This is a genomic window from Romboutsia faecis, assembly GCF_014323405.1.
Classification (GTDB): Bacteria; Bacillota; Clostridia; order Peptostreptococcales; family Peptostreptococcaceae; genus Romboutsia_E; species Romboutsia_E faecis.
The window spans coordinates 21735-36386 of sequence record NZ_JACRWE010000010.1 but is presented as its reverse complement, the minus strand read 5'-3'; the positions used below and the strand labels follow the sequence as shown (position 1 = coordinate 36386).

10 protein-coding genes and 1 other annotated feature are annotated in these 14652 nt (G+C 34.6%); all 10 genes read left to right on the top strand.

Going from position 1 to position 14652, the window contains the following annotated elements; genetic code table 11:
* Positions 1–2: 2 nt before the first annotated feature.
* The 10 genes from rplK (at position 3) to tuf (ending at position 14588) form a co-directional block, all read left to right on the top strand.
* A complete protein-coding gene (rplK, locus tag H8923_RS15250; protein WP_147541806.1) occupies positions 3–428 on the top strand; it encodes a 50S ribosomal protein L11 in 426 nt (141 codons plus the stop codon).
* Between the two features lie 69 nt (positions 429–497).
* Positions 498–1196, top strand: a complete 699-nt coding sequence (rplA, locus tag H8923_RS15245; protein WP_153973136.1) for a 50S ribosomal protein L1 — start codon at positions 498–500, stop codon at positions 1194–1196.
* Positions 1197–1247: 51 nt separating this feature from the next.
* Positions 1248–1376: a sequence feature (ribosomal protein L10 leader region), on the top strand.
* 45 nt (positions 1377–1421) lie between these two features.
* On the top strand, positions 1422–1925 hold the full coding sequence (gene rplJ, locus H8923_RS15240; RefSeq protein ID WP_153973137.1) for a 50S ribosomal protein L10: 504 nt from the start codon (positions 1422–1424) through the stop codon (positions 1923–1925).
* 87 nt (positions 1926–2012) lie between these two features.
* Positions 2013–2375, top strand: a complete 363-nt coding sequence (gene rplL / locus H8923_RS15235) for a 50S ribosomal protein L7/L12 (protein WP_122641126.1) — start codon at positions 2013–2015, stop codon at positions 2373–2375.
* 267 nt (positions 2376–2642) lie between these two features.
* Positions 2643–6350 (top strand): DNA-directed RNA polymerase subunit beta, encoded by a 3708-nt coding sequence (gene rpoB / locus H8923_RS15230; protein WP_153973138.1) that lies wholly within the window; start codon positions 2643–2645, stop codon positions 6348–6350.
* A gap of 42 nt (positions 6351–6392) precedes the next feature.
* On the top strand, positions 6393–9881 hold the full coding sequence (rpoC, locus tag H8923_RS15225; RefSeq protein ID WP_153973139.1) for a DNA-directed RNA polymerase subunit beta': 3489 nt from the start codon (positions 6393–6395) through the stop codon (positions 9879–9881).
* A 281-nt stretch (positions 9882–10162) separates the two neighbouring features.
* Positions 10163–10585, top strand: a complete 423-nt coding sequence (gene rpsL, locus H8923_RS15220) for a 30S ribosomal protein S12 (RefSeq protein WP_122641129.1) — start codon at positions 10163–10165, stop codon at positions 10583–10585.
* Positions 10586–10707: 122 nt separating this feature from the next.
* Positions 10708–11178 (top strand): 30S ribosomal protein S7, encoded by a 471-nt coding sequence (gene rpsG, locus H8923_RS15215; RefSeq protein ID WP_122641130.1) that lies wholly within the window; start codon positions 10708–10710, stop codon positions 11176–11178.
* A 55-nt stretch (positions 11179–11233) separates the two neighbouring features.
* On the top strand, positions 11234–13300 hold the full coding sequence (gene fusA / locus H8923_RS15210; protein WP_153973140.1) for an elongation factor G: 2067 nt from the start codon (positions 11234–11236) through the stop codon (positions 13298–13300).
* A 94-nt stretch (positions 13301–13394) separates the two neighbouring features.
* Positions 13395–14588 (top strand): elongation factor Tu, encoded by a 1194-nt coding sequence (gene tuf, locus H8923_RS15205; protein WP_187127976.1) that lies wholly within the window; start codon positions 13395–13397, stop codon positions 14586–14588.
* Positions 14589–14652 lie beyond the last annotated feature (64 nt).

Here is a 14652-nt window from a genome sequence, read left to right as displayed (position 1 = left end):
AAATGGCTAAAAAAGTTATAGGTCAAATAAAATTACAAATACCTGCAGGAAAGGCTACTCCAGCACCACCAGTTGGTCCAGCATTAGGACAACACGGTGTTAACATAATGGGATTCACAAAGGAATTCAATGCTAAAACTGCAGATCAAGCTGGGATGATAATACCAGTTGTTATAACTGTATATCAAGATAGATCATTCAGTTTCATAACAAAAACTCCACCAGCTGCAGTATTATTAAAGAAAGCTGCTGGTTTAGATTCAGCTTCAGGAGAACCAAACAAGAAGAAGGTTGCTACTTTATCATCTGATGAAGTTAGAAAAATAGCTGAATTAAAAATGCCTGACTTAAACGCTGCATCAGTTGAAGCTGCTATGAGCATGATAGCTGGTACTGCAAGAAGTATGGGTATCGTTGTAGAAGACTAATTTCAAATTAGACACTTCGTATAGAAGTGGGAGGTTTTAAACCGAAAAATACCACTAGGAGGAATAAAAATGGCTAATAAAAGTAAAAAATACGTAGAAGCATTAAGCAGAGTTGATAGAACTAGAATGTACGATGCTAAAGAAGCATTAACTTTAGTTTCTGAAATAGCTAATGCTAAATTCGATGAGACTGTAGAAGCTCACATCAAATTAGGTGTTGACTCAAGACATGCTGATCAACAAGTTAGAGGTGCGGTTGTATTACCACACGGTACTGGTAAAACTAAAAGAGTTTTAGTTTTCGCTAAAGGTGCAAAAGCTGAAGAAGCTAAGAATGCAGGAGCAGACTTTGTAGGAGCTGAAGATTTAGTTCAAAAAATACAAGGTGAAAACTGGTTCGAATTCGATATAGTTGTTGCTACTCCAGATATGATGGGTGTAGTTGGTAGATTAGGTAGAGTATTAGGACCTAAAGGTTTAATGCCAAACCCTAAATCAGGAACAGTTACATTTGATGTAGCTAAAGCTATAGACGAAATAAAAGCAGGTAAAGTTGAGTATAGATTAGACAAGACTAACATAATACACGTTACTGTAGGTAAAGTATCTTTCGGTGGAGAAAAATTAGCTGAAAACTTTGCTGCATTAATGGATGCTGTAGTTAAAGCTAAGCCAGCTGCTGCTAAAGGACAATACTTAAGAAGTATATCAGTTGCTTCTACTATGGGACCTGGAGTGAAAGTGAATCCAGCTAAAATAGCAGAATAATTATCCTGTTGACACAGATAAACAAAAATGTTAATATAACATTTGTTGATATAAAAAATAATAGTTTTGCCGTAGACAGTAGGGGCGGTTGCTTAAATATCCTACCGAGGTTTTAGATGGATTGAATTACTAAAGCTTTGTGTGTCTACTAATTGATACAAAAGCTTTTTTTAATGAGATATACGGCGTAAACAAACCTATCAGGTGAAGGAGGTGCACGTTTAGATGAGACAAGCTATAGAACTTAAATCACAAGTTGTTAGTGAAATAGTTGAAAAGTTACAAAAATCTTCTTCTGCAATCGTAGTTGACTACAGAGGATTAACAGTTGAGGAAGTAACTGAATTAAGAAAGAAAATGAGAGAAGCTGGTGTTGAATATAAGGTATACAAAAACACTTTAGTAAGAAGAGCTGCTAAAGAAGTTGGTGTAGAACAATTCAACGATGAGCTATTAGTTGGGACTAATGCAATAGCATTCGGATACGAAGATCCTGTTGCTCCAGCTAGAATATTAAAAGAATTCATGGATGCTCATCCAAAAATGCAATTAAAAATGGGTGTAGTAGAAGGAGAATTCTACAACGAATCTCAAATAGTTGAGTTCGCTAATATACCATCAAGAGAAGTTCTTCTTGCTAAGTTACTTGGAAGCTTAAAGGCTCCAATGTCAAACTTCGCATACTTAATAGATGCAATGATAAAGAAAGAAGAAGGACAAGAAGCTTAATTGTCAATTTTGAAAAAATAGATAATGTTGCATAGTGATATTATCATAATAAAAATAATTTAAGAAAAATATTCGGAGGTGCTAAAAATGACAATAGAACAAATATTAGAAGCTATAGAAAACATGAAAGTTTTAGAATTAAATGAATTAGTTAAAGCTGCTGAAGAAAAATTCGGTGTATCTGCTTCAGCTCCAGTTATGATGGCTGGTGCAGTTGCTGGTGGAGCTGCTGAAGAAAAAACTGAATTCGACGTAGTATTAGCAGGAGCTGGATCTTCAAAAGTTGGAGTTATAAAAGCTGTTAGAGAAATAACTGGATTAGGATTAAAAGAAGCTAAAGAAGTAGTTGACAACGCTCCTAAGACTGTTAAAGAAGGAGTTTCTAAAGAAGAAGCTGAAGAAATGAAAGCTAAATTAGAAGCTGCTGGAGCTACTGTAGAAGTTAAGTAGTTTTTATAAAAAAACAGAAAAGATGCCTTTTGGCATCTTTTTTTTATATCTATATAAAAAATATAAAATATACGGAAAAATTAGAATTATAGATTGGCATTTTGTGCATAATAAATAATGCATATTTTGTGAGGTTGAATAATTATGCACAGATTGTGTAATAGTTATTAATATACATATTGAAAAATAATAATTCTTATGGTAAAATTATTAGATGCGTTAGAATGACTATGGTTTTATTTTTAATTATTGAGAGGTGAAAAGTGAATGCCACATCCTGTCACGATAGGTAAGAGAACTAGAATGAGCTTTTCTAAGATAAAAGAAATAGCTGATTTACCAAATCTTATAGAATTACAAGTTGATTCATATAAGTGGTTTTTAGAAGAAGGGTTAAAAGAAGTATTTGAAGATATTTCTCCAATAGAAGATTATACAGGTAATCTTATATTAGAATTTGTTGATTACTCTTTAGATGATAAGCCGAAATACGATATAGAAGAATGTAAAGAAAGAGATGCTACATACTGTGCGCCTCTAAAAGTTAAAGTAAGACTTATAAATAAAGAAACTGGGGAAATAAAAGAACAAGAAGTATTTATGGGCGATTTCCCACTTATGACAGAAAGAGGAACTTTCGTAATAAATGGTGCGGAAAGAGTTATAGTAAGTCAATTAGTTAGATCTCCAGGTGTTTATTATGCTGAAGAGAGAGACAAAACAGGTAAGAGATTAATATCTTCTACAGTTATACCTAACAGAGGTGCATGGTTAGAATATGAAACAGATTCTAATGATGTTATATCTGTAAGAGTTGATAGAACTAGAAAGCAACCAGTAACTGTTTTACTTAGAGCATTGGGTATAGGAACAGATGCTGAGATAATCGAACTTTTAGGTGAAGATGAAAGATTAAGTGCTACTTTAGAGAAAGATAATACTAAGACTGTTGAAGAAGGATTAGTAGAAATCTACAAAAAGTTAAGACCAGGTGAACCACCAACAGTTGAAAGTGCTTCATCGCTATTAAATGCTTTATTCTTTGATCCAAAAAGGTACGATTTAGCTAAAGTAGGAAGATATAAATTTAATAAGAAACTTGCTTTATGCTACAGAATAATGAATAAAGTTTCAGCTGAAGATATAATAAATCCTGAAACAGGAGAAGTGTTTGTTAAAGCTGGAGATAAAATATCTTATGAAATAGCTAAAGATATCCAAAACTCAGGTATAAACGTAGTAAATGTACTTGTTGATGAGGATACTACAGTTAAAGTAATAGGAAACAACTTTGTAGACATCAAGTCTCATATTAATTTTGACATAGATGAATTAAATATAAAAGAAAAAGTTCACTATCCAACATTAAAAGAAATATTAGATGAGTATAGTGACGAAGAAGAAATAAAAGAAGCTATAAAGATAAGAATGAAAGAGCTTGTACCAAAGCACATATTATTAGATGATATAATAGCTTCAATAAGTTATGAATTTAACTTATTCTATGAAATAGGTAATATAGATGATATAGATCACCTAGGAAATAGAAGAATAAGATCAGTAGGAGAATTACTACAAAATCAAGTCAGAATTGGTCTTTCAAGAATGGAAAGAGTTATAAAAGAAAGAATGACTGTTCAAGACATGGAATCAATAACTCCGCAAGCATTAGTAAACATAAGACCTGTTTCTGCTGCGATAAAAGAATTCTTTGGTAGTTCTCAGCTATCTCAGTTCATGGATCAAACGAACCCATTATCTGAGTTAACACATAAGAGAAGATTATCAGCATTAGGACCAGGAGGACTTTCAAGAGAAAGAGCTGGATTCGAAGTTCGTGACGTTCATCATTCACACTACGGAAGAATGTGTCCAATAGAGACTCCAGAAGGGCCAAACATCGGTCTTATAAACTCATTAGGAACTTATGCTAAGATAAATGAATATGGATTCATTGAGTCTCCTTACAGAAAATATGATAAGGAAGCTGGAAGAATAACAAATGAAATACATTATTTAACTGCTGATGAAGAAGATTTATTCGTAAGAGCTCAAGCAAATGAACCTTTAACTGACAACAATGAGTTCGTAAACAACAGAGTTGTTTGTAGAACTGTAAACGGTGCAGTTGAACTAGTTCCTGCAAGTAGAGTAGATTATATGGATATATCTCCTAAGCAAGTTGTTTCTATAGCTACAGCTATGATACCATTCTTAGAAAATGACGATGCCAACCGTGCCCTAATGGGATCAAACATGCAGCGTCAAGCCGTGCCTCTAGTTAGAAGAGAAGCACCAGTAATAGGTACAGGGGTAGAATATAGAGCAGCTAAAGACTCTGGAGCTGTTGTAGTTGCTAAAAACTCAGGTATAGCAGAAAGAGTTACTGCAGATGAAATAATAATAAGAAAAGAAGATGGAAGTAAGGACAGATATAAATTACTTAAATTTAAACGTTCAAACTCAGGTACTTGTATAAACCAAACTCCGATCATCAGTAAAAATGATGTAATACAAGCTGGAGATGTTATAGCAGATGGACCAGCTACTGACTTAGGTGAAGTAGCTCTAGGAAGAAACTGTTTCATAGCATTCATGACTTGGGAAGGTTACAACTACGAAGATGCCATCTTAATAAATGAAAGATTAGTTAAAGAAGATAGATTATCAACAATTCATATAGAAGAATATGAATGTGAAGCTAGAGATACTAAGCTAGGACCAGAAGAAATAACTAGAGATATACCTAATGTATCTGAAAGTGCTATAAAGAACTTAGATGATAGAGGTATAATCAGAATAGGTGCTGAGGTAGATTCAGGAGATATATTAGTTGGTAAAGTAACTCCAAAAGGAGAAACTGAACTTACTGCTGAAGAAAGATTACTTCGTGCAATCTTCGGAGAAAAAGCAAGAGAAGTTAGAGATACTTCACTTAAAGTTCCTCATGGAGAATCTGGAATAATAGTTGATGTAAAAGTGTTCACTAGAGAAAATGGAGATGATTTATCTCCAGGTGTTAATGAATTAGTTAGATGTTATATAGCTAAGAAGAGAAAAATAAAAGTTGGAGATAAGATGGCCGGACGTCATGGTAACAAAGGGGTTATATCTAGAGTATTACCTGAAGAAGATATGCCGTTTATGGCTGATGGAACTCCACTTGATATAGTTCTTAACCCACAAGGGGTACCATCACGTATGAACATCGGTCAGGTACTTGAAGTTCATTTAGGTCTTGCTGCTAAGGCTTTAGGATGGCATGTTGCTACATCTGTATTCGATGGTGCGAAAGAAAGTGACATAAGAAATGCTCTTAGAGAAGCTGGATACCCTGAAGATGGTAAATTAACATTATATGATGGTAGAACAGGTGAAACATTTGATAATAGGATAACTGTAGGATACATGTATATGCTTAAACTGCATCACTTAGTTGATGATAAGTTACATGCAAGAAGTACAGGACCATACTCACTAGTAACTCAACAACCACTAGGTGGTAAAGCACAATTTGGTGGACAAAGATTTGGTGAGATGGAGGTTTGGGCATTAGAAGCATACGGAGCTGCTCATATACTTCAAGAAATACTTACAGTTAAGTCTGATGACGTTGTAGGACGTGTTAGAACTTACGAAGCAATAGTTAAGGGAGAAAATATTCCTGAGCCAGGAATCCCTGAATCATTTAAGGTTCTTATAAAAGAACTTCAAAGTTTATGCTTAGATGTTAAGGTATTAACTGATGAGGATAAAGAAATAGAAGTAAGAGAATCTGTTGATATGGATGATACAGATGGAAACTTTGAAATAAGTCTAATAGACGATATGCAAGAAGTAGAAGATACTCACATAATCGAAGAGATAGATGATGAATTAGTTGATGAAACGGATGCTGATATAGATGATTTAGATCTTGAGGAAGATATGAATTATGACGATTTAGATTATGAAAGTGAAGATTTTGATATATAGTTTTTAATTAGTGCAAATATCAAATAGAAGGGAGAGAACTCCTTGTTTGAATTAAACAATTTTGAGTCGATAAAAATAGCCTTAGCTTCTCCAGAAAAAATTAGAGAATGGTCAAGAGGAGAAGTAAAAAAACCTGAAACTATAAACTACCGTACTTTAAAACCAGAAAAAGACGGTTTATTCTGTGAAAGAATATTTGGACCACAAAAGGACTGGGAATGTCACTGTGGTAAGTATAGAAGAGTTAGATACAAAGGTGTAGTTTGTGATAGATGTGGAGTAGAAGTTACTAAAGCAAAAGTAAGAAGAGAAAGAATGGGACATATAGAGCTAGCAGCTCCTATGTCTCATATCTGGTACTTCAAAGGTATACCAAGTAGAATGGGTCTTTTACTTGATATGTCTCCTAGATCTTTAGAGAAAATACTATACTTTGCTTCATATGTTGTAATTAACCCAGGGGAAACTGGATTAAATGCTAAACAACTATTAACTGAAAAAGAATATAGAAGTGCCGTTGAAAAATACGGATACAACTCTTTCGAAGTAGGAATGGGTGCAGAAGCAGTCAAAGAACTACTTAGAAATATAGATTTAGAAAGAGAAAGTAAAGAATTAAGAGCTGACTTAAAAGACAGCACTGGACAAAAAAGAGTTAGAACAATAAGAAGATTAGAAGTGGTAGAGGCATTCAAAAAATCTGGAAATAAACCAGAGTGGATGATATTAGATGCTATACCAGTAATACCACCGGATTTAAGACCTATGGTTCAATTAGATGGTGGAAGATTTGCCACTTCTGATTTAAATGACTTATATAGAAGAGTTATAAATAGAAATAACAGATTAAAGAGATTATTAGAGCTTGGAGCACCTGATATCATAGTTAGAAATGAAAAGAGAATGCTTCAAGAAGCTGTAGATGCTTTAATCGACAATGGTAGAAGAGGTAGACCTGTAACAGGACCTGGTAATAGACCGCTTAAGTCTTTATCAGACATGTTAAAAGGTAAGCAAGGACGTTTCCGTCAGAACTTACTTGGTAAGCGTGTTGACTACTCAGGGCGTTCTGTTATAGTTGTTGGACCAGAACTTAAATTCTATCAATGTGGTCTTCCAAAGAAAATGGCTCTTGAATTATTCAAGCCATTTGTAATGGATAAATTAGTTAAAGAAGGATACGCACACAATATAAAAAGTGCTAAATCTATAGTTGAAAAGGTTAAGCCTGAAGTATGGGATGTACTTGAAGATGTTATAAAGAGCCATCCAGTTCTTTTAAACCGTGCCCCTACTCTACACAGACTTGGTATCCAAGCATTTGAACCTATCTTAGTTGAAGGTAAAGCTATAAAGCTTCACCCACTTGTATGTACTGCATACAATGCCGACTTCGATGGTGACCAAATGGCGGTACACGTACCTTTATCAGTTGAAGCACAAGCAGAAGCGAGATTCTTAATGCTTTCTGTGAATAATATACTTGCTCCTAAAGATGGTACTCCAATAACTACTCCTTCTCAGGATATGGTTTTAGGATGTTACTACTTAACAATAGAAGCTCAAGGTGGAGAAAAAGGAACAGGTATAATATTCAAAGATTACAATGAAATGTTACTTGCTTACCAAACTGGTGCAGTTGAATTACATGCATTAGTAAAAATGAGAGTAGTATTACCAGATGGTAGAAAATCTCTTGTTGAAAGTACAGTAGGTAGATTTATATTCAATGAAAATATACCTCAAAACTTAGGTTTTGTAGATAGAGAAGTAGATCCATTTGGATTAGAAGTTGACTTCTTAGTTGACAAGAAATCTCTAGGTAAGATAATAGATAAGTGTTTCAGAAAACATGGAAATACAGAAACAGCAATATTATTAGATCACATAAAAGCTCTAGGATTTAGATTCTCAACTAGAGGTGGTATAACAGTTGCTGTAGCTGATATGAAAGTTCCTGATGCAAAAGCTGGATACTTAAAAGAAGCAGAAGAAAAAGTAGATAAATATGAAAGAGCATATAGAAGAGGTTTAATCTCTAATGAAGAAAGATATGAGAGAGTTATAGAAACTTGGTCAGAAACAACTGATAAAGTAACAGATGCTCTTATGGAAGGTCTAGAAAGATTAAACAACATATATATAATGGCTCATTCAGGTGCCAGAGGTTCTAAGAACCAGATAAGACAGTTAGCTGGTATGCGTGGTCTGATGGCTAATGCATCTGGTAAAACAGTTGAGGTTCCAGTTAAATCTAACTTCCGTGAAGGATTATCAGTAATGGAATACTTCACATCATCACACGGTGCTAGAAAAGGTCTTGCCGATACAGCGCTACGTACTGCCGATTCAGGTTACTTAACAAGAAGACTTGTTGATGTCAGTCAAGATGTTATAGTTAGAGAAATTGATTGTGGTACAATAGATACTACTGAAATAGTTGCAATAAAAGATGGAAATGAAGTAATAGAAGAATTATACGACAGAATAGTTGGTAGATATACTATAGATGCTATAGTTAATCCACAAACTGGAGAAGTTTTAGTTGAAGCTGACGCTATGATACTTGAAGATGATGCTGATAAGATAATAGCAGCAGGAATTGAAAAAGTAGAAATAAGAACAGTTCTTAACTGTAAAACTACTCATGGAGTATGTTCTAAGTGTTACGGAAGAAACTTAGCTACAGGTAAAGAAGTTAATATAGGTGAAGCTGTTGGTATAATAGCTGCTCAATCTATCGGTGAACCAGGTACTCAGCTTACAATGCGTACATTCCATACAGGTGGGGTTGCCGGAGGAGATATAACTCAAGGTCTTCCAAGGGTTGAAGAATTATTCGAAGCTAGAAAGCCGAAAGGTTTAGCTATAATAACTGAAATATCTGGTAGAGTTGAAATAGATGAAACTGGTAAGAGAAAAGAAGTAGTTATAGTACCAGAATCTGGTGAAAACCAAGTTTATGCAATACCATACGGTTCTAGAATAAGAGTAAAACAAGGACAAATGGTAGAAGCAGGAGATCCGTTAACTCAAGGGTCTATAAATCCGCATGATATCGTAAGAGTTCAAGGTATAGGTGGAGTTCAAGAGTATATAGTTAAAGAAGTTCAAAGAGTTTATAGAATGCAAGGGGTTGACGTTAACGATAAGCATATAGAAGTTATAGTTAGACAAATGCTATCTAAAGTTAAAGTTGAAGATCCAGGAGATACAGATTTATTACCAGGTGGTTATGAGGATGTATTAACATTCAATAAATGTAATGAAGAAGCTATAGCTAATGGATTAAGACCGGCAACGGCTAAGAGAAGTTTACTTGGTATAACAAAAGCATCTCTTGCTACAGAGTCATTCTTATCTGCAGCATCATTCCAAGAAACAACTAGAGTTTTAACAGAAGCTGCTATAAAAGGTAAGGAAGATAGACTTATAGGTCTAAAGGAAAATGTAATATTAGGTAAATTAATACCAGCAGGAACAGGTATGAAGAGATATAAAAACATAGCTGTTGAAAAAATACAAGACTAAGAACTGATAAAGATAAAGAAATCTTGACAGTAATTGTGTCTGGTGATAAAATGTAAAAGTATGAAATTTGAAAGATTACTAAGGATTCTTGATCCTTAGTAACTTTTAAATGGACTTTTAAATATACAAAGAACTAGCAGCACCAAGCTAAGAAGTGCTAAAACCACATTTTATGTGTGTTAATAGACATTTAATTGTGTATTATAAGTAATATTGAACGTATTACTTGCAAGTTGGCGGTCATTAAGATCGAAAATTATTAAAAGAGGAGGTGCGGATGAATGCCAACAATTAACCAATTAGTTCGTAAAAGTAGAAAGGCAATAGAGAAGAAATCTACTGCTCCAGCATTACAAAAAGGATACAATTCTTTAAACAAAAAAACTACTGATGCAAGTGCTCCACAAAAAAGAGGAGTTTGTACTTCAGTAAAAACAGTTACTCCTAAGAAACCTAACTCAGCTTTAAGAAAAGTTGCCAGAGTTAGATTAACTAATGGTATAGAAGTTTCTGCTTATATACCAGGAGAAGGACACAACTTACAAGAACATAGTGTTGTTCTTATAAGAGGAGGAAGAGTAAAAGACCTTCCAGGGGTTAGATACCACATACTAAGAGGTACTTTAGATACTGCAGGTGTTGATAAGAGAATGCAAGCTAGATCTAAGTACGGTGCTAAGAGACCTAAAGCTGCAAAGAAATAATAAAAATTAACAATTGATTATAGTGCGGTGCTTTAAATATATAGACATATTTATGGCATCACGGCATTATAAAATGTCGAGTACCTATGATTTAAGATTAAATAATTAAGGAGGGAAGCAAAATGCCAAGAAAAGGTAATGTTCCAAAAAGAGAAGTTTTACCAGATCCAATGTATGGAAGTAAGGTAGTAACTAAGTTAATAAACAACTTAATGATAGATGGGAAAAAAGGGAAAGCTCAAACAATAGTTTATGATGCTTTCGCTATGATAGCTGAAAAAACAGGAGAAGATGCTTTAGAAGTATTCAATACTGCTATGGAAAACATAATGCCTGTTTTAGAAGTTAAAGCAAGAAGAGTTGGTGGAGCTAACTACCAAGTACCAGTTGAAGTTAGACCTGAAAGAAGACAAACTTTAGGTTTAAGATGGTTAGTAAACTATACTAGAGCTCGTGGAGAAAAAGGTATGGTTGAAAAGCTTGCTAAAGAAATAATGGATGCTGCTAACAACACAGGAGCTTCTGTTAAGAAGAAAGAAGATACTCATAAGATGGCAGAAGCTAATAAAGCATTTGCTCACTACAGATTCTAATAAATAGAACAGACTGATAACCTTAAGAGAATAGGATATCATAAGGAGGATAACCATGACTAGAAAGTTTCCTTTAGAGAAAACTAGAAATATAGGAATCATGGCTCATATAGATGCAGGGAAAACTACTACTACAGAAAGAATCCTGTTCTATACTGGGCAAACTCATAAAATAGGAGAAACTCACGAAGGAGCTTCTCAAATGGACTGGATGGAGCAAGAAAAGGAGAGAGGTATAACAATAACTTCTGCTGCTACAACTGCTCAATGGAACGGTCATAGAATAAATATAATAGATACTCCAGGACACGTCGATTTCACAGTTGAGGTTGAAAGATCTTTAAGAGTTCTTGACGGATCAGTTGCAGTATTCTGTGCTAAAGGTGGGGTTGAGCCTCAATCTGAGAACGTATGGAGACAAGCTGATAACTACGGAGTACCTAGAATGGCATTCGTAAATAAGATGGATATCATGGGTGCAGATTTCTACAATGTTGTACAAATGATGAAAGACAGATTAAATGCAAATGCTGTACCAGTTCAATTACCAATAGGTAAAGAAGATTGGTTACAAGGTGAAGTTGACTTAGTAGAAATGTGTGCTCACATATACAAAGATGACTTAGGAAAAGAAATAGAAAAAACTGAAATACCAGAAGATATGAAAGAATTAGCTGCTGAGTGGAGAGAAAAATTAGTTGAAGCTGTAGCTGAAACTGATGAAGAGTTAATGATGAAGTATCTTGAAGGTGAAGAGTTCACTGTAGAAGAAATAAAAGCTGCTATAAGAAAAGCTACTATAGCATGTGAAATGAACCCAGTATTCTGTGGTTCTGCATACAGAAATAAAGGTGTTCAGTTATTATTAGATGGTGTTGTTGATTACTTACCAGCTCCAACTGATATACCAGCTATAAAAGGTGTATTAGAAAATGGAGAAGAGTCTGAAAGACATTCATCTGATGAAGAACCATTCTCAGCTTTAGCATTCAAAATAATGACTGACCCATTCGTTGGTAAGTTAGCATTCTTCAGAGTTTACTCTGGAATAATGCAAGGTGGATCTTATGTTCTTAACTCTACTAAAGGTAAGAGAGAAAGAATAGGTCGTATCCTTCAAATGCATGCTAATACAAGAGAAGAAATAACTGAAGTATACGCTGGAGATATAGCTGCAGCAGTAGGTTTAAAAGATACTACTACTGGAGATACTTTATGTGATCCAGCTAACCCAATAATACTTGAATCAATGGAATTCCCTGAACCAGTTATATCTGTTGCTATAGAGCCTAAATCTAAGGCTGCTCAAGAAAAAATGGGTATAGCTCTTCAAAAATTAGCTGAGGAAGATCCAACTTTCGTAGTTAAGACTGATGAAGAAACAGGACAAACTATAATCTCAGGTATGGGTGAATTACACTTAGAAATAATCGTTGATAGATTATTAAGAGAATTCAAAGTTGAAGCTAACGTTGGTGCTCCACAAGTTGCTTACAGAGAAACTATAACTCAACCAGTTGATGTTGAATACAAGTACTCTAAGCAATCAGGTGGTAGAGGACAATATGGTCACGTTAAGATCAGAGTTAATCCTCAAGAGCCAGGTTCAGGATACAAGTTTGAAAACAAAACTGTTGGTGGATCTGTTCCAAAAGAATACGTTGGACCGACAGATGCAGGTATACAAGGTGCTATGGCAGCTGGTATAGTTGCTGGATACCCAGTTGTTGACGTTGCTGTTGAATTATACGATGGTTCTTACCATGAAGTCGATTCATCAGAAATGGCATTCAAAATGGCAGGATCAATGGCTATGAAGGACGCTCTTAAGAAAGGTAACTCTGTATTACTTGAGCCATTCTTCAAAGTTGAAGTTGTTACTCCAGAAGAATACATGGGAGACGTTATGGGTGGATTAAACTCTAAGAGAGGTTTAATACAAGGTATGGAAGCTAGAAATGGTGCACAAGTTATAAATGCATTCGTTCCACTTTCAGAAATGTTCGGATACTCTACTGAGTTAAGATCAACTACTCAAGGTCGTGCAACATACACTATGATATTCGACCACTATGAGCAAGTTCCAGCTTCAGTTGCTAAGAAAATAGCTGAAGGTAAATAATAACTTTTTATAAAGTTAATTATATAAATTTTAAAAACAGTAAGGTGGGTTAGTTCTCACCTTACATAAAAATATATTAGGGAGGTATTTCAAAATGGCTAAAGCTAAATTTGAAAGAAGTAAACCACACGTTAATATAGGAACTATAGGTCACGTTGACCACGGTAAAACTACATTAACAGCTGCTATAACAAAAACTTTACACGAAAGATACCAATTAGGAGAAGCTGTAGACTTTGCTAACATAGATAAAGCTCCAGAAGAAAGAGAAAGAGGTATCACAATATCAACTGCTCACGTTGAGTATGAAACTCCAAACAGACACTATGCTCACGTTGACTGTCCAGGACATGCTGACTACGTTAAGAACATGATAACAGGTGCTGCTCAAATGGACGGTGCTATATTAGTTTGTTCAGCAACTGATGGACCAATGCCTCAAACAAGAGAGCATATATTATTATCAAGACAAGTTGGTGTACCATACATAGTAGTATTCTTAAACAAATGTGATATGGTAGACGATGAAGAATTATTAGAGTTAGTTGAAATGGAAATAAGAGACTTATTAAATGAGTACGAATTCCCAGGAGATGACACTCCAATAGTAAGAGGATCAGCTTTAATGGCTTTAGAAGATCCAACTTCAGCTTGGGGAGATAAAATAGTAGAATTATTCGAAATAATAGACGAATATATACCAGCTCCAGAAAGAGATGTTGATAAAGACTTCTTAATGCCAGTAGAAGACGTATTCTCTATAACAGGTAGAGGAACAGTTGCTACAGGTAGAGTTGAAAGAGGTATCTTAAAAGTTCAAGACGAAGTAGAAGTAGTTGGATTAACTGAAGAGCCAAGAAAGATAGTAGTTACTGGAGTAGAAATGTTCAGAAAATTACTAGATCAAGCAGAAGCTGGAGATAACATAGGAGCATTATTAAGAGGTGTTCAAAGAACTGATATAGAAAGAGGACAAGTATTAGCTAAGCCAGGAACAGTTAAAGCTCACACTAAATTCATGGCAGAAATATACGTTCTTAAAAAAGAAGAAGGTGGAAGACATACTCCATTCTTCGATGGATACAGACCACAATTCTACTTCAGAACAACTGACGTAACAGGTGCTTGTAAATTACCAGAAGGAATAGAAATGGTAATGCCTGGAGATAACGTAACTATAGAAGTTGATTTAATAAACTCTATATGTGTTGAAGAAGGATTAAGATTCGCAATAAGAGAAGGTGGAAGAACAGTAGCATCAGGTGTTGTTGCTTCTATAATGGAATAATCTCTTATTAAGAAATTATTTATATATAAAAGAGGGGGGTATACCTCCTCTTTTTTTGATTTGT